Annotated in this window: 18 protein-coding genes and 1 riboswitch; of the genes, 8 read left to right on the top strand and 10 right to left on the bottom strand. The window is 67.8% G+C overall.

Annotation, left to right across the window (positions count from 1 at the left end):
• Positions 1-6: 6 nt before the first annotated feature.
• Positions 7-396 carry a hypothetical protein gene (locus tag ACF8O7_RS21705; protein WP_016453451.1) on the bottom strand — a complete coding sequence of 130 codons (390 nt, stop codon included), beginning with the start codon at positions 394-396 and terminating at the stop codon, positions 7-9.
• A 95-nt stretch (positions 397-491) separates the two neighbouring features.
• A riboswitch (cobalamin riboswitch) is annotated at positions 492-719 on the top strand.
• 69 nt (positions 720-788) lie between these two features.
• On the opposite strand from ACF8O7_RS21705, the gene ACF8O7_RS21700 reads away from it, so the two are divergent.
• Positions 789-2,702: a TonB-dependent receptor domain-containing protein gene (locus tag ACF8O7_RS21700; protein ID WP_392444251.1), complete on the top strand. Its 1,914-nt coding sequence runs from the start codon at positions 789-791 to the stop codon at positions 2,700-2,702.
• 4 nt (positions 2,703-2,706) lie between these two features.
• On the top strand, positions 2,707-3,657 hold the full coding sequence (locus tag ACF8O7_RS21695) for an ABC transporter substrate-binding protein (RefSeq protein ID WP_392444249.1): 951 nt from the start codon (positions 2,707-2,709) through the stop codon (positions 3,655-3,657).
• A gap of 48 nt (positions 3,658-3,705) precedes the next feature.
• On the opposite strand, the gene ACF8O7_RS21690 is transcribed toward ACF8O7_RS21695, so the two are convergent.
• Positions 3,706-4,026: a heavy metal-binding domain-containing protein gene (locus tag ACF8O7_RS21690; RefSeq protein ID WP_012205554.1), complete on the bottom strand. Its 321-nt coding sequence runs from the start codon at positions 4,024-4,026 to the stop codon at positions 3,706-3,708.
• Between the two features lie 383 nt (positions 4,027-4,409).
• Between ACF8O7_RS21690 and ACF8O7_RS21685 the strand changes: the two genes are divergently transcribed.
• Positions 4,410-4,751 carry an H-NS family nucleoid-associated regulatory protein gene (locus tag ACF8O7_RS21685; RefSeq protein ID WP_016446025.1) on the top strand — a complete coding sequence of 114 codons (342 nt, stop codon included), beginning with the start codon at positions 4,410-4,412 and terminating at the stop codon, positions 4,749-4,751.
• A 212-nt stretch (positions 4,752-4,963) separates the two neighbouring features.
• On the opposite strand, the gene ACF8O7_RS21680 is transcribed toward ACF8O7_RS21685, so the two are convergent.
• From ACF8O7_RS21680 to ACF8O7_RS21665, 4 genes are all read right to left on the bottom strand, one after another.
• Positions 4,964-5,332: an antibiotic biosynthesis monooxygenase gene (locus ACF8O7_RS21680; protein ID WP_012205544.1), complete on the bottom strand. Its 369-nt coding sequence runs from the start codon at positions 5,330-5,332 to the stop codon at positions 4,964-4,966.
• Between the two features lie 94 nt (positions 5,333-5,426).
• Positions 5,427-6,131 carry a glutamine amidotransferase gene (locus tag ACF8O7_RS21675; protein WP_126312273.1) on the bottom strand — a complete coding sequence of 235 codons (705 nt, stop codon included), beginning with the start codon at positions 6,129-6,131 and terminating at the stop codon, positions 5,427-5,429.
• A gap of 51 nt (positions 6,132-6,182) precedes the next feature.
• Positions 6,183-7,262, bottom strand: coding sequence for a 2Fe-2S iron-sulfur cluster-binding protein (locus ACF8O7_RS21670; protein WP_061288733.1), 1,080 nt, complete (start codon positions 7,260-7,262; stop codon positions 6,183-6,185).
• A complete protein-coding gene (locus tag ACF8O7_RS21665; RefSeq protein WP_012205541.1) occupies positions 7,259-8,221 on the bottom strand; it encodes a diiron oxygenase in 963 nt (320 codons plus the stop codon). The genes ACF8O7_RS21670 and ACF8O7_RS21665 overlap by 4 nt, the downstream gene beginning before the upstream one ends.
• A 495-nt stretch (positions 8,222-8,716) precedes the next feature.
• Between ACF8O7_RS21665 and ACF8O7_RS21660 the strand changes: the two genes are divergently transcribed.
• Positions 8,717-9,997, top strand: coding sequence for a serine hydroxymethyltransferase (locus tag ACF8O7_RS21660; protein WP_174538920.1), 1,281 nt, complete (start codon positions 8,717-8,719; stop codon positions 9,995-9,997).
• A gap of 30 nt (positions 9,998-10,027) precedes the next feature.
• On the opposite strand, the gene ACF8O7_RS21655 is transcribed toward ACF8O7_RS21660, so the two are convergent.
• A complete protein-coding gene (locus ACF8O7_RS21655; protein ID WP_392444246.1) occupies positions 10,028-11,551 on the bottom strand; it encodes a PLP-dependent aminotransferase family protein in 1,524 nt (507 codons plus the stop codon).
• 191 nt (positions 11,552-11,742) lie between these two features.
• Between ACF8O7_RS21655 and ACF8O7_RS21650 the strand changes: the two genes are divergently transcribed.
• The 4 genes from ACF8O7_RS21650 to glyA all read left to right on the top strand — a co-directional run bounded on the left by ACF8O7_RS21650 (position 11,743) and on the right by glyA (position 16,472).
• Positions 11,743-12,999, top strand: a complete 1,257-nt coding sequence (locus ACF8O7_RS21650) for a benzoate/H(+) symporter BenE family transporter (protein ID WP_392444244.1) — start codon at positions 11,743-11,745, stop codon at positions 12,997-12,999.
• Positions 13,000-13,003: 4 nt separating this feature from the next.
• The gene (locus ACF8O7_RS21645; protein WP_392444242.1) at positions 13,004-13,855 is read left to right on the top strand and encodes a YggS family pyridoxal phosphate-dependent enzyme; all 852 of its coding nucleotides are present in this window, start codon (positions 13,004-13,006) and stop codon (positions 13,853-13,855) included.
• 69 nt (positions 13,856-13,924) lie between these two features.
• A complete protein-coding gene (locus ACF8O7_RS21640; protein WP_392444240.1) occupies positions 13,925-15,151 on the top strand; it encodes an aspartate aminotransferase family protein in 1,227 nt (408 codons plus the stop codon).
• Between the two features lie 46 nt (positions 15,152-15,197).
• On the top strand, positions 15,198-16,472 hold the full coding sequence (gene glyA, locus ACF8O7_RS21635; RefSeq protein ID WP_016446016.1) for a serine hydroxymethyltransferase: 1,275 nt from the start codon (positions 15,198-15,200) through the stop codon (positions 16,470-16,472).
• Between the two features lie 21 nt (positions 16,473-16,493).
• Here the strand turns inward: glyA and ACF8O7_RS21630 are convergent, their stop codons facing one another.
• The 3 genes from ACF8O7_RS21630 to ACF8O7_RS21620 all read right to left on the bottom strand — a co-directional run bounded on the left by ACF8O7_RS21630 (position 16,494) and on the right by ACF8O7_RS21620 (position 19,081).
• On the bottom strand, positions 16,494-17,552 hold the full coding sequence (locus ACF8O7_RS21630) for a patatin-like phospholipase family protein (protein WP_392444238.1): 1,059 nt from the start codon (positions 17,550-17,552) through the stop codon (positions 16,494-16,496).
• A gap of 75 nt (positions 17,553-17,627) precedes the next feature.
• Positions 17,628-18,530: a LysR family transcriptional regulator gene (locus ACF8O7_RS21625; protein WP_016446014.1), complete on the bottom strand. Its 903-nt coding sequence runs from the start codon at positions 18,528-18,530 to the stop codon at positions 17,628-17,630.
• 14 nt (positions 18,531-18,544) lie between these two features.
• Positions 18,545-19,081 (bottom strand): MarR family winged helix-turn-helix transcriptional regulator, encoded by a 537-nt coding sequence (locus ACF8O7_RS21620; protein ID WP_012205532.1) that lies wholly within the window; start codon positions 19,079-19,081, stop codon positions 18,545-18,547.
• Positions 19,082-19,199 lie beyond the last annotated feature (118 nt).

Genomic DNA, 19,199 nt, shown 5'->3' with positions numbered 1-19,199 from the left:
AACAGCTCATCGGCTGCGCAGCCAGTGGGCCACCGAAGCCGCCACCCAGAGCGCACCCATCAAGGGCCACACCATGAACATGCTGAGCTTGGGAAAACCTGCCATTTCCAGGAATCCGTAGGTGAAGGTGAGGCCCGCCGTACCCGCCGCCGCAATCGCCAACTGCTCCAGCATGGACTTGCGCAGGAACTCGTCGGTATCGCGCACCAGGCGCACGATGGCCCGCACGGCCAGCGCAAATGCCAGCATGGGGCTGAGCAGCAGGGCCGTGCGCAGGGCCCCGGCCCGCATGTCGGCGCTGAGCAAAAGCGCCCCCACAAGCAGCGCCATGTAGAGCAGCAGCGCAAATCCCAGCTCCTTCTGGTAGCGGCGGTTGGTGACCGTTGTTTGATTCATGGAAGTCTCTCGCAATGTGTAAAGGATGCTTGACATTGTGCGATGCCACCCGCGGGCATGTCAAGCAAGCTTTACATCGGCACTGAACGCCCCGCCGTACAATCGCCGCCGTTGGTGCCAGCAGCCCCAGGGGCTGCGGTTAAACGGGAAACATGGGGCGGCCAGATAAAGCCGCCCGCATGTACTGCCCCCGCAACAGTGAGTGAAACGCCGCGTGCATGGCACCGGCCCCCGCCAAACCCGTGCCACTGGGCGTACAGCCCGGGAAGGCCTTGGCGAGTGCGTCACCAGTCTGGATACCGGCCAACAGGCGGCCGGCCGCGCATGCAGCGCAGCCGGTCTTTGTGGTTTCCGTGCCGGCGGGGTCGCTGGCGCGCAACTGGCTCGCATCCATGCACACCCTCGCCCTCGCGCGCGCCCCTGGCGCCGCCCTTCGCTCGCCCTCGGCGTTCCCCGTACTGCGCACGTTGTCCGCCCTGGCTGCGGCCTCGCTGCTGGCCTGCCAGGCCCATGCACAGGCACAACAGGCACAACAGGCACAGCGCGCACAGACCTCCCAGCTCGATACCGTGGTCGTCACCGCCTCGCGCAGCGAACAGCCCCTGCGCACCGTCACGGCCGACATGACCGTGATCGACGCCGAGACCATTGCCCGCAGCGGCGCCACGGGCGTGGCCGACCTGCTGGTGCAGGTGCCGGGCGTGCAGATCAACCGCAACGGCGGGCCGGGCCAGGTCACCTCGGTCTACCTGCGCGGCACCAGCAACCAGCACACTGCCGTGTTCATCGACGGCGTGCGCTACAGCTCGCAGGAGCTGCAGGGTGGCGCGGTCTGGTCCACCCTGCCGCTGGCGCAGATCGAGCGCATCGAAGTGCTGCGCGGCCCGGCCGCAGCCATCTATGGCTCAGACGCCATGGGCGGCGTGATCCAGATCTTCACCAAGCGGGCGGACGGCCAGACCCGCGCCTATGCCGAGGCCGGCATAGGCAACCAGGGCACCAGCAAGCTGGCCACGGGATTTCAGGGCGGTGCCAACGGCTTCACCTACGGGCTGAACCTGGCTGACGAACGCAGTGACGGCTTCGACGTCTACCCCGGCAACACCTTCTCGCCCAACCCGGACAAGGATGGCTACAGCAACACCTCACTGGGCCTGAACGCGGGCTACAAAACGGGCATCCACCAGATCGATGCCAGCCTGCTGCACAGCCGCCTGCGCACCCACTACGACCAGAGCCCGCCGCCGTTCGACGACTACGACGTGGTCAAGAACACCACCGGCAGCCTGCGCTGGCAGGCCGGCTGGAACGCCATATACAAAAGCGTGGTCCAGATCTCCCATACCGACAGCCAAAGCGACCGCCACACCCAGTCGCCCGAAAGCGCCAAGGGCCGCTCCACCAACTACCTGCTGCAGAACCTGTTCACGCTGGGCCAGCACCGTTTCAACATCGACCTGGAGCGCCGCGAGGACAAGCTGGACACCCAATACGCCTGGACGCAGAACACCGACAGCCGGCGCGTGCAGAACTCCCTGTCGGCCGGCTGGCGCCTGACCGAGGGACGCCACCAGTTCGACGCCAACCTGCGCCACGACCAGGTGCGCGACCAGCAGAACAAGACCACGGGCGGCCTGGGCTACGGCCTGCAGATCGACGAGCGCTGGCGCTGGGTGGCATCGGCCGGCACGGCTTTCAGAACTCCCACGCTGTACGAACGCTTCACGGGCCAGGCGGCGGCCGACCTCAAGCCCGAAAGCAGCACCAACGTGGAAACCGGCCTGCACTATGCGGCCGGTGCCAACCGCCTCTCGGCCGTGGTCTACCGCAACAAGTTCAAGAACCTCATCACCTACGACTGGAACAGCGCCCTTCCCTGCAACTGCTACCGCAACTGGCAAAGCGTGGAGATCACCGGCCTGACGCTGTCTGGCGGCACGCGCCTGGGCAGCGCCAATCTGGGCGCCGCGCTGGACTTCATGAACCCCGAGAACCTGGAGACCGGCAAGCTGCTGCCCTACCGCTCCAAGCGCATGCTCAAGCTCAACGCCGACACCCAGGCGGCCGGCTGGACGCTGGGCGGCGAAGCGCAGCTGTACAGCGGCCGTTACGCCGACGAGGCGAACACCTTCAAGCTGGGTGGATACGGCGTGGTCAACCTTTACGCCCAGCGCCCGCTGACCAGGCAATGGACGCTGCTGGCCCGTGTCAACAACATCGCCGACCGCGACTACGCCCCCACGCGCGGCTATGCCAACGCAGGCCGCACCGTGTTCGTCAGCGTGCGCTGGACACCTCTGCCCTGACCCCATGCATCTGCTTCTGCGCCTGCTTTCGCGCCTGCCCCGCATCCTGCTGCTGACTGCCGCCCTGGCCTGCGCAGGCGGCGCGGGCAACGCCTTTGCGCAAAAGGCGGCGGATGCGGGAACGGGCGGGGCAACCACCACCTACACCGTCACCGACATGCGCGGCCGTCAGGTGCGCCTGGAGCGCGTGCCGCAGCGCATCGTCTCGCTGCTGCCCTCGCTGACCGAATCGCTGTGCGCGCTGGAGGCCTGTGAGCGCATCGTGGGCGTGGACGAGTTCTCCAACCACCCAGCCCGCGTGGCCGCCCTGCCCAAGCTGGGCCATACTTTTGCCCCGCTGGTCGAGGCCACCGTGCGGCTCAGGCCCGACGTGGTGCTGATGGCGTATTCCGCACCCGTCATCGCACAGCTGGAGCGCTTCGGCATTCCCGTGCTGGCGCTGGACGCCAACGACATGGCGCAGCTGGAGCAGGTGCTGCACAAGCTCGAACAGCTGCTGCAGGTGCAGCGCGCCAACGCCCTGCTGGCGCGCATGCAGGCCGAGGTGGACCAGCAGGCCAAGGCGCTGGCGGCGCTCACGCCCGCCGGGCAGAAGGTGTATTTCGAGGTGGACGCCACGCCTTATGCGGCGGGGCCGGACTCCTTCATAGGCCAGCTGCTGCAGCGCCTGGGCGCGCGCAATGTGCTGCCGCCCAACCTGGGGCCCTTCCCCCGCATCACGCCCGAATACGTGCTGCGCCAGCAGCCCGAACTCATCATCCACACGCCGCAGACGCCATCGGCCAGCTTTGCCACCCGCCCCGGCTGGAGCCGCATGCCCGCCGTGCGCTCGGGCCGCATCTGCGCGCTGGACCTGGTCGAGACGGACGTGGTCTCCCGCCCCGGCCCGCGCCTGGGCGAGGCGGCGCGGGCGCTGGCCCGCTGCCTGGAGATGCGGGGCACGGCGCCGCGTTGACTTCTCTGGCCTGATTGACCCGCTTGGCCTGCTTGGCCGATGACTTGCCTACTCCAGCACCACGGCCGTGCCGCTGGCAGACACCATCAACATGCCGTTGCCCTGGCCCAGCACTTCGTAATCCAGGTCCACCCCCACCACGGCATTCGCGCCCAGTTCCTGGGCGCGTTCCTCCAGCTCCTTGAGCGCAATCTCGCGCGCCCGCTGCAACTCGCGCTCATAGGTGGCCGACCGCCCACCCACGATGTCGCGCAGCCCGGCAAACAAGTCCTTGAACACATTGGCGCCCAAAATCGCCTCGCCCGCAACCACGCCGCAGTAGCGGGTGATGCGGCGGCCTTCGATCTGGGGGGTGGTGGTGATGATCATGAGAAATCCTCGGTGAAGATGTTGAAGATGGATTTTGGCCGCCCAGCCTGCGTAAGCCCAACGCAAGGCAGGCCTGCACGCTGCAGTCTGACATAGGCCTGCGCTATCATCTTTCGCCTTCAGATCTCGGAAGGTGGTTTCAAAAAATTCAATCGCGTGCAGGAGCCATTGGGACTCATCTCCATCTAGATAGCGAAAAAATCAATGCGAGACCCACCTATTCGGCTCCACCCGCGTCGCAGCGCCCCATGGCAGTGCAAGGCGCCGCAAGCCGCAACATCTTCCCCGCGCCCCAGGCTTGCACGATCGATCCGGCACGATAGGTTCGGCAAGCGCGCGCCCCATCAGCCCCATAATCTGGCTTCAAAAATTTCGCACCCCCTATGACACAGTCCCTCAAAGAACTCCTTGCGGCCAAGGCCGCGCTGGACATGGAAATTGCCAAGGCCCGCACCTCGGCGGCCGACGCAGCCCTGTCCAAGGTCCAGAAGCTGGTGACCGATTTCGGGTTCACCCAGCAGCAAGTGTTCCCCTACATCCCAGCAAAAACCAGCGCACCGGCGAAGTATCGCGATCCGTCTACAGGAGCAACGTGGACAGGTCGCGGCAAGCCTCCGAACTGGATCAAGGACCAGGATCGCGACGACTTCCTCATCGAACGCAAACCCGAGGCGGCCCAAGGCCCGTTCCTCGCCGAAATGGCGGCAGCAGCAGCTCGCAACTGAAAGCGCTGCACAAGGCGGCAGGCAGGATGCCGTGCGGTGCGGTGGAGTTCCGATGCGAAGGATCTGTGCCTTCCGAAAAAAAGCCCTCTGAGCATTCAGCGGGCTTTTTTTACGGCCTGGCGCCGGCAGCGTAGTCACTGCCGGCATCTTTCGAGGGCGTGCATCGCGCTCCGGCAGGGGGACCAGCCGGGCCTTTGCGGCACCGCCAGCCCTCAGGCGTGGCTGACGGGGCAGCTGCCTGCCTTGCCCATGATGCTGTCCGCAGGCGCCTGCGCGCGGTCATTCAGGCCGTAGTCGCGCAGCACCTGGGTGACGCGCACGCGGTAGTCCTTGAAGATCTTGTCGCGGCCGGCGCGCTGGGCGCTGAGGTGGGCTTCCACGTTGCGCCACTGGACGACGGCTTCCTCGTCGCGCCAGGTGGTGACGGACATGACTTTCTCGGGGTTGAGCGTGCTCTGGAAGCATTCCACGGAGATGAACCCCTCCATGGGCTTGAGCATGGGGGTGAGCTTGTTGACCAGGTCCACATAGGTCTGGTTCTGGCCGGGCAAGGCCTGCAGTTCGAACAGTACGACAACCATCTTCAACTCTCCTTTTTTCGGGAACAGAGATTCCGGCGCCGCGCAGCGGCGGCTCCGGCGTGGGGGAAATGGGTGAATGGGCGGCGCCGCAGGTTCAGCGGCTGCGCTCCAGGTGGGTCAGCCAGGCGGCCAGCACATCGCGCGCGGCCAGCGCCAGCAGGCCGCCGTATTTCTGGGCATCGGCACGCAGCGTGCGCGGGTCCACCTTGGCCATGCCGAGCTCACAGGCATGGCCGACCAGCCAGCGCTCCAGCCGGGCCGCGTCGGCCTCCAGATGGAATTGCAGGCCCAGCACCTGCGAGCCGACTGCGAAGGCCTGGTTGGCGCCGATGGCGGTGCCGGCCAGGTGCACGGCGCCTTCGGGAATGTCGAACTGGTCGCCATGCCAATGGAGCACGGGCACGCCGTCCAGTTTGGCGAGGGGCGAGGCAAGGCCGGCGTCGGTAAGCGTGAGCGGCGAAAAGCCGATTTCCTTGACGCCCAGCGGATAGACCCTGGCGCCCAGCGCGCGCGCAATGAGCTGGGCGCCCAGACAGATGCCCAGCAGCGGCTTGCCGCTGTCCAGCCAGCGGCGCACGGCCGCCAGCTCCTGGACGACGAAGGGATAAAGCGCCTCGTCATAGGCACCTATGGGGCCGCCCAGCACGACCAGCAGGTCGGCACGGCCCAGGTCCAGGGTGTCAAGCTCGCCGATGCTGGGATCGACGTACTGCACTTCGTAGCCGCGGCTGGCGAACTCGGCATGCAGGGTGCCCAGGTCTTCGAAGTGGATGTGGCGCAGCGCGATGGCTTTTTTCATGGGAGGAACTCAGGTGGATACAGGAGGTTGGCTTGGAACGTGCGGAGCCCGTCAGGCGCCGGGCTTGAGATCGACGTGGATATGGCCTGCCGAGGGGAAGGTGCAGCAGGCCAAGGCATAGCCGGCTTCCTTTTCCCTGTCGCTGAGGCAAAAGTCCGCCTCCAGCCGTGAACTGCCTCCCGTGATGCGGATGCGGCAGCTGCCGCAGATGCCGGCCCGGCACTGGCTGCGGATGGCAATGCCCACGCCTTCCAGGATCTCCAGCAGGCTTTTGCCGGACGCGGCTTCGACAATCTGCCCGCTGTGCGCGATCTGCAGCTGGCATGCCTGCGCGGTCTCGCCTGGCTGGGCGGTGGATGCGGCAGGCGGCGTGAAGGCCTCGATATGCTGTATGGCACCGGGAAAGCAGGCCCGCGCATGCTCGCGAAAGGTCTGCGCAAAGGCGTGGCCGCCACAGATGACGACCGCCTGGGGCTGGCCCAGCGCCAGCAGGGACTGCTGCGAGGGGCGGCCCGGCACGAAGGGCCCGTGGGCGGCAATGTCTTCACGCGTGATGTGGATACGCAGGTCGAACCAGGGGGCCGTTTCGCACAGCTGCTGCAGCTCCTGCAGGAACGGAATGTCGGCCATGCGCGCAAAGCACAGCAGCAGCGTGGTGCGGGGCACGCGCCGGCCCTGCTGGCGCAGCCGGTCCAGTTCGCGCAGCAGCGCCAGCGGCAAGGTCAGGCCGATGCCGCCGGCCAGCATGACCAGGGAGTCCAGGCCCAGCACCAGGTCGGCCGTGATGTCGCCGGCCACGCCGCCCAGCGGCAGCGTGGAGCCTGCGCGCAGCACCGCATGCATGTGGTCGGAGACGCTGCCCCGGCCCGAGCTTTTGACGGCAATGTCGAACTGGCCGGCGCCGTCGTGCTCGCTGCAGGGCTCGTAGCGGGTGATGGAGTACAGCCGCTGCTGCATGGTGCCACTGGCGTCGGCATGCTCGATGGCCACATGCCGGCCGGGCCGCAGGCCGCCGAGGAATTGCGCCGAGGCGCCCTGCACGCGCAGGGTGTAGACCATGACGCCGCCCGCCTCTGCCCGTGCAGCGGCGCAGCGCGCGAGCATGCTGCCTGCCTGGAGGGCGGCGCTCATGCCTGCATCTCCTCGAGGACCGAGGACACCAGCGCCACGCTGCCGCCCAGGTTGCGGCCCGCCAGGCCGATGCGGTCGATCAGGCTTTGCACCGAGTCGGTGTAGACGCCGATCTCGTTGCTGTCGCCCACGTCGTGCAGGATGTCGCGCGCATGCGGCATGCCGACCATGGTGAAGACGGTGGACCAGGCGCCCAGTTCGTTGTTGGCGAACATCTGCACGGTCTTGAGGATGATGGAGCGCAGGTAGCTGCGCTCGCGGTTGCTCAGGCCCTGGACGATGTCGGTGGCCACCGAGCTGAAGACGCTGGAGTGGCTCCATTCGTCCACGGCGTGGGTGCGCGTGACCTCGTGGCAGATGGGCTGGATGCTGCGGTCCTCGGCCATGGTCTTGAGGTAGTCGGTGATCAGGGTCTCGCTGGCGCAGGCAATGGCGAAGCGGGCCAGGCGGCGCTCCCATTCCGCGCCGCACTGCGCCAGCACGCCGTTGCGCCAGCCGACGAGGTTGAAGTCCGCGTAGTCCAGCGGCGCCAGGCCGCGCATCTCGTAGATGTAGTTGCAGGCCATGATGGACATGCGGGTGTGCAGGGCCTCGTCCAGCAGGGCCTGGGACATGACGTCCTGCAGCAGCGCCCGGTTGGCGCTGGGCGGCGGGGTCTTGATGATGTCCTCGCAGGCCGGCGTGACCACGTTGCACTCGATGTAGATGGTCTTGAGGTTGTAGATGCCCCAGGCGTAGGACAGGCATTGGTCGCGCAGGTGCTGTGGCGCCTCCACCCATGCCTGGTGATCGCGAAACGGCAGCAGCGAGGCGGTGAAGTCCTGCCGGGCGGGGTCGAACGCCAAGCCGCAGTAATCAGGCAGGTCCTGATTCACGGCCGCTCTTGACTTCCAGAGCAGGGACAGCTTTTTGAGCGCATCGCGCACGGCGTCATCTGTCCGAGAGATATCGAGATTCATTTTTCAACTCCGTGTGATTGAACTTGATTGATCTGAGTCAAATCGCCTATTCCCTCCCCCCGCTTTCTCCATCTGCCGCAATCACCAATGGTGCCGCAAATGGCACTGCAATTGACGCTGCAGATGGCAGATACGTTGTCATGGATTTCTTCACTCTGTCATATTCCACCTTGAATCAATCTCCCCGACTGCAGATTGCGGATGATTCCTGGCGGTATTGGATCTCATGACTTTCAACGTCTGGCGGCGAATTCTATGGAGAGAGCGTGGATTCAAACAGACCTATTTTCGCCAATGAACCAGACCGCTTTTTTCAACGGTTTACATTGGCATGCCACCTTAATTGGTCTGCTCACCCGCTGAAACATGGTCGGAATCAAGGCAGCTGCACTTTGTAGACTGCCCATTACCGATGCGCCCTGGTTTCCAAATCCTTCCATAACCCGGGCGCTGCCGATTCCCGTGCTTCAGCGCCTCCAAGACAGCCAATGCGACATGGACGATTTATCGCTCCCCAGAATCAATTCCCTGGAACTCCAACACGCGGACAGCGAGGCCTGGGACGCCATAGCGGCCGAGCGGACACGGCAGGCGCGTTCGATTGAATTGATTGCCTCTGAAAACTTCGTGAGCCGCGCGGTGATGGAGGCACAGGGCTCGGTGCTGACCAACAAATACGCCGAGGGCTATCCCGGCGTGCGCTACTACGGCGGCTGCGCCAATGCCGATGCCGTGGAGAACCTGGCCATTGCGCGTGCCAAGGCGCTGTTCGGCTGCGCGCACGCCAACGTGCAGCCGCACTCGGGCAGCCAGGCCAACCAGGGCGTGTACCTGGCGTTCCTGGAGCCCGGCGACAAGATCATGGGGCTGGACCTGCGCTCGGGCGGGCACCTGACGCACGGCTCCAGCGTGAGCGTGTCGGGCAAGTGGTTCCAGTCCATCAGCTACGAGGTGGACGCCCGCTCCCAACTCATCGACATGGACCAGGTGCGGCGCATTGCGCTGAAGGAGCGGCCCAGGCTCATCATTGCCGGAGGCTCGGCCTATTCACGGCAGATGGACTGGGCCGAGTTCCGGCGCATTGCCGACCGGGTGGGCGCCATCTTCATGGCCGACATCGCGCACGTGGCGGGGCTGGTGGCCGCGGGCGTGTTCCCCTCGCCCGTGGAGCACGCCCATGTGACCACGACCACCACGCACAAGACGCTGCGCGGGCCGCGCGGCGGCATGATCCTCTCGGCCGACGCCGAGATCGCCAGGCGCATAGACGCCGCCGTGTTTCCGGGCCTGCAGTCCGGGCCGCTGATGCATGTGGTGGCGGCCAAGGCGGTGGCGCTGGGCGAGGCGCTCAAGCCCGCCTTCCGTACCTATGCGCGGGCCGTGGTGGACAACGCCCGCGTGCTGTGCGACCGGCTGTCGCAGGGCGGGCTGTCCGTGGTGTCCGCAGGCACGGACTGCCATCTGGGCGTGATCGACCTGCGCCCCTGGGAGCTGACGGGCAAGGCCGCCGAAACGGCGCTGGAGCAGATCGGCATCACGGTCAACAAGAACGCCGTGCCCGGCGATGGCGCGCGGCCACTGGTGACCTCGGGCATCCGCGTGGGCAGCGCGGCCTGCACCACGCGCGGCATGGGCGCCGACGAGTTCCGCGAGATCGGCGACATGATTCTTGCCACGCTGGGCGGCATACGCAGCGGCACCATGAACGCGCGCACGCTCAAGTCCATCCACGAAGGCGTGTCCGACCTGACCGGGCGCTTTCCCCTGCCCTACTGAGGCATGCAGCGCCCGGCTTCTCCCAACCTGTCAGGGTTTTCGCAGCGCGTTGGCCAGGCGCAGCACGGCGGCCTCGATCTCGTAGGCCGTGAGCGAGGCATAGCCCAGCAGCCAGCCCGGCTGCCGCTGCTCGCCCGCGTACAGGCGGCTGAGCCCCTGCAGCAGCACGCCGGCCGCGGCGGCGCGGCGGATGGTGTCCTCCTCGGACCAGCCGGGCTCCAGCAGGCAGGGCACCTGCATGCCGCCCTGGGGCCGTGGCGCGGTGACGATGCCGGCCAGGTGCCTGCCTATGGATTCGAGGATGACCTCGCGCCGCCCCGCATACAGCTTGCGCATGGCCCGCACGTGGGAGTTGTAGTGGCCGTCCTCCATGAAGCGCGCCAGCGTCAGCTGCTGGATCTGGGGCGTGTGCCCGTCCATGATGCTGCGCGCCTGGACAAAGGCGCGCACCAGCTCCTGCGGCAAGGCCATGTAGCCCATGCGCAGGCCCGGGTACAGGGTCTTGCCGAAGGTGCCGATGTAGATGGTGCGCGCGTGCTTGTCCAGGCCTTGCACGCAGGCGGTGGGCATGCCGTCGTAGTGGAATTCGCTGTCGTAGTCGTCCTCGATGATCCAGCGCCCGCGCTCGAATGCCCAGCGGATCAGGTCCAGCCGCCGCTCCAGCTGCATGGTGACGCCCGTGGGGTACTGGTGCGATGGCGTGACATAGACGCAGGTGGCGCCGCTGCGGTCGGCATGCAGCAGGTCGGTGCGAATGCCTTGCGCGTCCACGTCGATGGGCAGGACCTTGGCCTCGGCCGACTCGAAGGCCTTGCGGGCGCCGAAGTAGCCCGGATTCTCCAGCAGGATGGGCCGGCCCGCATCCACCAGCAGCTGCGCGCACAGGAACAGCGCCTGCCGCGTGCTGCTGAGCACCAAGATCTGCCCGGCGTCCACCTTGGCGCCGCGCTCCAGATTGAGGTAGGTGGCAATGGCCTTGCGCAGCGGCTCGGCGCCCTGCGGGTCGCCGTGCAGCAGGACGCTGGCCCGGTAGTCCTTGAGCGCCTGCCGCTGCAGCCGCTCCCAGACATCGGTGGGAAAAGTGCGCGTCTCGGGCAGGCCGGTGGCAAAGGCCCGAATGGTCTGCTGGTCGGCGATGCCGCCGCCATCGACGATGGCCTGGCCGCGCCGGCTCAGGCCGGCACCGGCCCTTATGGCGCCGGCAGCACCGACAGCATGGGCGCTGCGCTCGTGCTCGGGCAAGCGGCCGCGGCGCGCCGCCCGGCCCCGCAGCTCGGTGCCGATGGTCTCGGAGACATAGCTGCCCGATCCCTGGCGCCGCACGATGAAGCCGTCGCGGTGCAGCTGGGTGTAGGCGTTCTCCACCGTGTCGCGGGCAATGCCCAGCGAGTCGGCCAGCGAGCGCGTGGCCGGCAGCTTCAGGCCCGGCAGCAGCGCCCCATCCAGGATCAGCGCACGCATGGCGCGCTGCACCCGCTGGTGCAGGTCCAGCTGGCGCAGGTCGGCATCTCCCATGCGGATCTTCAGGGTCTCAAGCTCGAAGGTCTTGCTCATGCGGTCTGCCGCCTTTCATCTCATTGCACCTCTTTGGCAGGCCATTGTACTGACGCAAATGCTGCGCGCCCATTGCAAAGTGGTCTGCAACAAGAGAGCGAAGTGTATGGATCATTCAGTCCACTTCGGCGCTCAAATACCCCTTTCCCCAGACAGCCAGGAATCCAACCCCCAAGGAAAACGAGAAGACCATGCCTTCATCAGACACACACTCACCCCTTCGCTTCAGCGACCTCATCCACCCCGTGGTGGCCGGGCTGATCTCGGTCATCGTCAACTACGGCGGCACCTTCATCCTGGTGTTCCAGGCAGCCAAGGTGGCCGGCCTGAGCCCGGAACTCACGGCTTCGTGGGTGTGGTCGATTTCGATTGGCGTGGGCGTCACCGGGCTGGTGCTCAGCTGGCTCTCGCGCGAGCCCATCATCACGGCCTGGTCCACGCCGGCCGCCGCCTTCCTGGTGACGGCCCTGGGCACCACGCCGTATGCCGAGGCTGTGGGCGCCTATGTGGTGTCGGCCGCGGCCTTCGTGGTGCTGGGACTGTCGGGCTGGTTCGAGCGCGTGATCCGGCTGATTCCGCCCGGCGTGGCCTCGGGCCTGCTGGCGGGCATCCTGCTGCAGTTCGGCATCAAGGCCTTTGGCGGCATGAGCGTGGACCCGGTGCTGGCCGGCCTGCTGATCGTGGCCTACGTTCTGCTCAAGCGGCTCACGGCACGCTATGCGGTGGTCGGCATCCTGGCGCTGGGCCTGGCGTTCCTGCTGGCGCAGGACCGTGTGGACCTGTCCGGGCTGCAGCTGCAATTCGCGGCGCCCGTGTTCACGCGGCCCGAGTTCACGCTCAACGCCCTGCTGAGCGTGGCCCTGCCGCTGTTCCTTATCACGCTGACCGGGCAGTACATGCCCGGCATGCTGGTGCTGCGCAACGACGGCTTCAAGACCAGCGCCAACCCCATCGTCACGCTGACGGGCCTGGGCTCGCTGCTGATGGCGCCGTTCGGCTCGCACGCCTTCAACATCGCCGCCATCACGGCCGCCATCTGCACGGGCAAGGAGGCGCATGAAGAGCCGTCCAGGCGCTGGATCGCAGGCATCGCTGCGGGCGTGTTCTACATCCTGGTGGGTGTGTTCGGCGTCACGCTGGCGGCCGTGTTCATGGCGTTCCCGGCCACCTTCATCACCACGCTGGCGGGCCTGGCGCTGCTGGGCACCATCGGCGGCAGCCTGGCCAATGCGCTGGCCGACGCCAAAACCCGCGAGGCCTCGCTGATCACCTTCCTGGCCGCCGCCGCCAACATTTCCATGCTGGGCATAGGCGGCGCCTTCTGGGGCCTGGTCATCGGTCTGGTGGCCCATGCCGTGCTCAACGGCCAGTGGCCGCGCCGGACCGCCCGCAGCGAGGCGGGCACCGGCAACGTGCCCGCCGCCGATGCCGCCATCAAAAGGAGCTGAAACCATGCTTGCGACACAAGACACCACCGGCGGCACCGCCCAAGCCGCCGACACCCTGACGCGCCACGACCAGCACGGCCGCTACCCCCAGGCCGAGACGGTGGACGATTTCCGGCACAACCTGGCCACCGTGCAGGCGCGCATGGCCGCTGCGTGCCGCCGCGCAGGGCGCGACCCGGCCAGCGTGCGCCTGCTGCCCGTGAGCAAGACCAAGCCCGAATCCAGCCTGCGCCTGGCACACGCGGCGGGCTGCCGCATGCTGGGCGAGAACAAGGTGCAGGAAGCCTTCGGCAAGTGGGAGGCCATGCAGGACCTGGCCGATCTGCAGTGGTCCGTCATCGGCCACCTGCAGACCAACAAGGCAAAGCTCGTGGCACGCTTTGCCAGCGAGTTCCAGGCGCTGGACAACCTGCGCGTGGCCGAGGCGCTGGACCGCCGCCTGCAGGCCGACGGCCGGGCGCTGGACGTGTTCGTGCAGGTCAACACCTCGGGCGAGGCCAGCAAGTACGGCCTGCCGCCCGACGAGGTGCAGGGATTCCTCCAGGCCCTGCCCGCCTTCAGTGCGCTGCGCGTGCGCGGCCTGATGACGCTGGCCCTGTTCTCCAGCGAGGCCGAGCGCGTGCGCCAGTGCTTCGTGCTGCTGCGCCGCCTGCGCGACCAGCTGCGCCAGAGCGCGCCGGCGGGCATCTCGCTGGACGAACTGTCCATGGGCATGTCCGGCGACTTCGAGATCGCCATCGAGGAAGGCGCCACCGTGGTGCGCGTGGGCCAGGCCATCTTCGGCGCCCGCGCCCAGCCGGACAGCTTCTACTGGCCCGTCGGCGGCCCTGATCCCACCGCCCTGGCGCTGCCCTGAACGCGCCCCCTCGCCACCCTTTTCGATTCAACCCTGACCCCGCTTGAGGACCTTGACATGCAAAAAGCCATGCAACCCCTTGATTCCCGCCTGATGAAGGCCTATGCCCGCCAGCCCGTGTCCTTCGTCCGCGGCTGTGGGGCCCGGCTCTGGGACGAGCACGGCACCGAATACCTGGACGCCATTGCGGGCGTGGCCGTGACCGCCCTGGGCCACGCGCACCCGGAGATCGCCGCCGTGATCGCCGAGCAGGCCGGCCTGCTGCTGCACACCTCCAACGTGTTCCGCATCGACTGGCAGGAACGCCTGGGCCAGCGCCTGTGCGCCCTGGCCGGCATGGAGACGGCCTTTTTCTGCAACTCCGGCGCCGAGGCCAACGAGGCCGCGCTCAAGCTGGCGCGCCTGCACGGCCACCGCAGGCAGGTGGCGCGGCCGCAGATCCTGGTGATGGACAACGGCTTTCATGGCCGCACGCTGGCCACGCTGTCGGCCACGGGCAACCCGGCCAAGCAGCGCGGCTTCGAGCCGCTGATGCCGGGCTTCGTGCGCGTGCCCTATGACGACATCGCGGCCGTGCACCACGCCGCCGCCCAGCATGGCGACATCGTGGCCGTGCTGATCGAGCCCGTGCAGGGCGAAGGCGGCATCCGCCTGGCAAGCCCCGACTACCTGCGCCAGCTGCGCAGCCTGTGCGACCGGCATGGCTGGCTGCTGATGCTCGACGAGATCCAGACCGGCCTGGGACGCACCGGCGCCTGGTTCGGCCACCAGCACGCGGGCATCGCCCCCGATGTGATGACCCTGGCCAAGGCCCTGGGCAACGGCATTCCGATCGGCGCCTGCCTGGCACGCGGGCCTGCGGCCGACCTGATCTCGCCCGGCCAGCATGGCTCCACCTTTGGCGGCAACCCGCTGGCCTGCCGCGTGGGCTGCACGGTGCTGGACATCATGGAGACCGAGGACATCCCCGGCCGCGCCAGGCAACTGGGCCGGCGCCTGCTCAACGGCCTGCAGCAGGCGCTGCACGGCCACCCCGACGTGCTGGCCGTGCGCGGCCAGGGCCTGATGGTGGGCATCGAGCTGAACCGCAACTGCCAGGACCTGGTGGGCCGCGCGCTGGCCCAGCAGCGCCTGCTGATCACGGTGACGCGCGAATCCACCATCCGCCTGCTGCCGCCGCTGATCTGCGACGAGCGCCAGATCGACGACATCGTCGCCCGCCTGGCCTGCCTGCTGGAGTCGGCCAGCGCCGCGCAGGCAGGCGCACCCGCCGCAGGCCAGCTGGCGGCTGCATGACCATCCCTTCCAACAGCCCTTGCCCCCATACAGGAACCATTCACCCATGTACGACGCATCCCTGACCCTGGCCGACTTCGACCTGCAGCTGGCCAAGGCCATCCAGAGCGAGAAACGCCGCCAGGAAGACCATGTGGAACTCATCGCCTCCGAAAACTACGCCAGCCCGCTGGTGATGGCGGTGCAGAACTCGGTCTTCACCAACAAGTACGCCGAGGGCTACCCCGGCAAGCGCTACTACAGCGGCTGCGAGAACGTGGACGTGGCCGAGCGCCTGGCCGTGGAACGCGCCATGGCGCTGTTCGACTGCGACTACGCCAACGTGCAGCCCCATGCCGGCGCCCAGGCCAATGCCGCCGTGTTCCTGGCGCTGGCCCAGCCCGGCGACACCGTCATGGGCATGAACCTGGCCCAGGGCGGCCACCTGACGCATGGCAACCCGTCCAACTTCTCGGGCCGCCACTACCGCATCGTCCCCTACGGCCTGGACCCCGCCACGGGCCTGATCGACTACGACGAGATGGAGCGCATCGCCCTGGAGCACCGGCCCCGCATGCTCATCGGCGGCTTCTCTGCCTACTCGCGCCACAAGGACTGGGCCCGCATGCGCGCCATTGCCGACAAGGTGGGGGCCGTGTTCTGGGTGGACATGGCCCATGTCGCAGGCCTGGTGGCTGCGGGCGAATACCCCAGCCCACTGCCCCACGCGCATGTGGTCACCAGCACCACGCACAAGACGCTGCGCGGCCCGCGCGGCGGCCTGATCCTGTCCAAGGGACAGGACGAAACCTTCAACCGCCGCCTGAGCTCGGCCGTGTTCCCCGGCGTGCAGGGTGGGCCGCTGATGCATGTGATCGCCGCCAAGGCCGTCGCCTTCAAGGAGGCGCTGCAGCCCGGCTTCAAGGCCTACCAGCGCCAGGTGCTGGCCAACGCCCGCGCCATGGCCGCCGTGATCCAGCAGCGCGGCTACCGCATCGTCTCGGGCGGCACGGACAACCACCTGATGCTGATCGACCTGTCCGACCGCAGCTACACCGGCAAGGATGCCGACGCCGCGCTCAGCGAGGCGCACATCACCACCAACAAGAACACCGTGCCCAACGACCCGCGCTCGCCCTTCGTGACCTCGGGCCTGCGCATAGGCACGCCCGCCGTCACCACGCGCGGCTTCGGCCAGGCGCAGTGCGAACAGCTGGCCGGCTGGCTGTGCGATGTGCTCGATGCGCTGGACGCGCAGGAAGGCGCCCGCTTTGCCAAGGTGGCGGCGCAGGTGCGCGATCAGGTGACGGAGCTGTGCGCCCGCTATCCGGTGTACGGATAGCCCGCGCTCAGCCGTGGTGGATCAGGGGTTGGCGTTGAGGTTGGGGTTGGCGCAGGCGCCATCCATACCCGCCATCTCCGCCAGCTTCTGCATGCGCGAGCGCTGGTCCAGGCAGGCCTGGTGCTGGGCTTCGGCCGCCTTTTGCTGCGCCAGCTTCGCGGCCTTGGCGCGCTCGGCCTGCAGCTGGGCGATGCGCTCGCGGATCTGGGGCATGGCGGCCACGGCGGCCTTTTCGCCCTCAAGAATGGCGCTGGCGCGCTGGGTGAAGTCGGCCGGGCCGATGTCCAGCACCTTGGGGCGGATGGTGATGTCGGCGCGGGCCAGCTCGGCCTGGCCCAGCTTCTGGCCCATGATCGCAATGGACTGGCCCAGGGCGCCCAGCATGTTCTCGGGCGCCTTGCCACGGGCCTTGTTGGAGATGTCCACGGCGATCACCAGATCGGCGCCCAGCTGGCGCGCGGCGTCCACGGGCACGGGGCTGGTGATGCCGCCATCGACGAAGTGGAACTTGCCGATGGCCACGGGCTGGAACACACCCGGAATGCTGCTGGAGGCACGCACCGCCTGCCCCGTATTGCCGCGCGCGAACACGGTGCGCTCGCCGTCTTCCAGCCGCGTGGACACCGCCACGAAGGGCTTGGCCAGTTGCTCCAGCGGCTTGCGGCCCACCTGTTCGTTCACATAGTCTTCCAGCTTCTGCCCCACCAGCAGGCCGCCCGAGGACAGCTGCAGGTCGCGGATTTTGGTCTCATCCAGCGCCACGGCCTTTTCCTGCAGCTCGAAGGCGTTCATGCCGCCCGCATACAGCGCCCCCACCACGCTGCCCGCGCTGGTGCCGGACACCACCGCAGGCGCAAGGCCATTGGCTTCCAGCATCTTGATGACGCCGATATGGGCAAAGCCCTTCACGGCCCCGCCGCCCAGGGCCAGACCGATCCTGATGGGCGCCACGGGTGTGCCCGGCGCGGTGGGCGTGGACTCGGGCGTGGCCGCCGAGGGGCTGGGCGGGTTGCTGCCGCAAGCGACCAGCCCCGCCAGGCTCAGGTACACCAGTGGACGCAAAAGGGCTTTCAGGCGCATGCCAGGGATCCTGCTGTCGGATGACGAGATTCGGGGCGGGCAGTATAGCGGCAGGGGCCTGACCGCCGCAGGCCCTCAGGCTCTGGGCTTCAGCAAGCCGCCCATGCCCTGCACAGCCTCCCGCAAAAACCCCCAGACCGCCTCGATGCGCTGAACCTGCCGGGCATCCGAGGGCATGCTCATCCAGAAGGTGCGGGTGAAGCAGGCCTCGGCGGGCAGCACGCGGCTGAGCACGGGGTCGCGGTCGGCGATGAAGGCGGGCAGCACGGCCAAGCCGGCGCCGGCGCGCACGGCCTCGTACTGGGCGGTGATGCTGGTGCTGCGAAAGGCAAAGCGCTCGGGCTGGAACAGGGTTGACAGCAGCTGCAGCTCGCGCGTGAACAGCAGGTCGTCCACATAGTGGATGAAGCTGTGGTGGCGCAGGTCCTCGGTGCGCGCCACCAGCGGACGGCGCGCAAGGTATTCGCGCTGGCCGTAGAGGAACAGCCGGTAGTCCGTGAGCTTGGTGACCACGGCCGAGCCGCGCGTGGGACGCTCCAGCGAGATGACGATGTCCGCCTCGCGCCGCGACAGGTGCAGCAGGCGCGGCAGGGCCAGCAGGTCGATGCTCAGCAGCGGATGGCGCTGCGTCAGCGCGGCCAGCTGCGGGGCCAGCAGCTGGGTGCCGAAGCCCTCCGTGGCGCCCACGCGCACCAGGCCGGACGGTCCCTGGCTGGTGGATTCGGCCGCCAGCGGCATGCGCTCCAGCCCGGCTGCGGCGCGCTGCATGGCGTCTGCCACACCCAGCAGCTGTCGGCCGGCCTCCGTGGGCCGCCATTGGCCCGCTTCGCGTTCGAAGAGCACGGCCCCCAGCTGCTTTTCCAGAGCCTGGATGCGGCGCGACACCGTGGTGTGCTCCACGCCCAGTTGCCGCGCGGCGGCGGCCATGCTGCCGCTGCGCGCCAGTTCGCCAAAGAATCTCAGGTGGTCCCAGTCCATGGGTCGAGGCCGCCTCAGTCGGCTGCGGCGCGGCGCGCGGCCAGCGTGCTGGGCGCGCGCGCCAGCTCGTCGTTTTGCCGCACCAGGACGGCCATCATGTCCATGAACAGGCCCCGCTGCTCCTGCGGCAGCGGCTCCAGCATGCGCTGCTGGGCCCGCAGCACCGAGGGCTCGGCAGCGGCCAGCAGCGCAGCGCCTTCTGCGGTGACCGACAGCAGGCGCACGCGCCGGTCGGCCGGGCTGGTGTTGCGCACCATGAGGCCGCGCGCCTCCAGCCGGTCGATGACGCTGCCAATGGTCGAGGTATCGAAGCCGATCATCCGCGCCAGCGTGCGCTGGTCCACGCCGGGCTGGCGCAGCACGGCAGACAGCGCCGCGTACTGCACGGGGGTCACGCCGAATTCCTGGGTCTCTTCCATGAAGACGGCCACCGCGATCTGCTGCAGGCGGCGGATGTGGTAGCCGGGGTAGTTTTCTAGTTCTGCGGGTTGGTAGTCCATGGCCATTGCGCTCTTTTCCGGGTCCCTGCGGGCAAGCGCAGATGTTCGCATGAACTGCGCCCTCCGTTGGCGTTGGCTGGCGGACAGGTGATTCACCCGGACATGCTGTCCACCACCGTTTGGCCTGCATCCAGGGAAACCCCAGGCTGGCCTGATGCAAATCAACACT

It is taken from the genome of Delftia sp. WSY_16 (assembly GCF_043104415.1).
Taxonomy (GTDB): Bacteria; Pseudomonadota; Gammaproteobacteria; order Burkholderiales; family Burkholderiaceae_C; genus Comamonas; species Comamonas tsuruhatensis.
Note: the sequence above shows the minus strand (reverse complement) of the source record. Positions and strands in the feature narration are given on the sequence as shown.

What these genes read in the sequence shown, in the direction of transcription:
- ACF8O7_RS21705 (WP_016453451.1), bottom strand. Translation starts at nt 396, where the DNA reads ATGAATCAAACAACGGTCACCAACCGCCGCTACCAGAAGGAGCTGGGA.
- ACF8O7_RS21700 (WP_392444251.1), top strand. Translation starts at nt 789, where the DNA reads ATGCACACCCTCGCCCTCGCGCGCGCCCCTGGCGCCGCCCTTCGCTCG.
- ACF8O7_RS21695 (WP_392444249.1), top strand. Translation starts at nt 2,707, where the DNA reads ATGCATCTGCTTCTGCGCCTGCTTTCGCGCCTGCCCCGCATCCTGCTG.
- ACF8O7_RS21690 (WP_012205554.1), bottom strand. Translation starts at nt 4,026, where the DNA reads ATGATCATCACCACCACCCCCCAGATCGAAGGCCGCCGCATCACCCGC.
- ACF8O7_RS21685 (WP_016446025.1), top strand. Translation starts at nt 4,410, where the DNA reads ATGACACAGTCCCTCAAAGAACTCCTTGCGGCCAAGGCCGCGCTGGAC.
- ACF8O7_RS21680 (WP_012205544.1), bottom strand. Translation starts at nt 5,332, where the DNA reads ATGGTTGTCGTACTGTTCGAACTGCAGGCCTTGCCCGGCCAGAACCAG.
- ACF8O7_RS21675 (WP_126312273.1), bottom strand. Translation starts at nt 6,131, where the DNA reads ATGAAAAAAGCCATCGCGCTGCGCCACATCCACTTCGAAGACCTGGGC.
- ACF8O7_RS21670 (WP_061288733.1), bottom strand. Translation starts at nt 7,262, where the DNA reads ATGAGCGCCGCCCTCCAGGCAGGCAGCATGCTCGCGCGCTGCGCCGCT.
- ACF8O7_RS21665 (WP_012205541.1), bottom strand. Translation starts at nt 8,221, where the DNA reads ATGAATCTCGATATCTCTCGGACAGATGACGCCGTGCGCGATGCGCTC.
- ACF8O7_RS21660 (WP_174538920.1), top strand. Translation starts at nt 8,717, where the DNA reads ATGGACGATTTATCGCTCCCCAGAATCAATTCCCTGGAACTCCAACAC.
- ACF8O7_RS21655 (WP_392444246.1), bottom strand. Translation starts at nt 11,551, where the DNA reads ATGAGCAAGACCTTCGAGCTTGAGACCCTGAAGATCCGCATGGGAGAT.
- ACF8O7_RS21650 (WP_392444244.1), top strand. Translation starts at nt 11,743, where the DNA reads ATGCCTTCATCAGACACACACTCACCCCTTCGCTTCAGCGACCTCATC.
- ACF8O7_RS21645 (WP_392444242.1), top strand. Translation starts at nt 13,004, where the DNA reads ATGCTTGCGACACAAGACACCACCGGCGGCACCGCCCAAGCCGCCGAC.
- ACF8O7_RS21640 (WP_392444240.1), top strand. Translation starts at nt 13,925, where the DNA reads ATGCAACCCCTTGATTCCCGCCTGATGAAGGCCTATGCCCGCCAGCCC.
- glyA (WP_016446016.1), top strand. Translation starts at nt 15,198, where the DNA reads ATGTACGACGCATCCCTGACCCTGGCCGACTTCGACCTGCAGCTGGCC.
- ACF8O7_RS21630 (WP_392444238.1), bottom strand. Translation starts at nt 17,552, where the DNA reads ATGCGCCTGAAAGCCCTTTTGCGTCCACTGGTGTACCTGAGCCTGGCG.
- ACF8O7_RS21625 (WP_016446014.1), bottom strand. Translation starts at nt 18,530, where the DNA reads ATGGACTGGGACCACCTGAGATTCTTTGGCGAACTGGCGCGCAGCGGC.
- ACF8O7_RS21620 (WP_012205532.1), bottom strand. Translation starts at nt 19,081, where the DNA reads ATGCGAACATCTGCGCTTGCCCGCAGGGACCCGGAAAAGAGCGCAATG.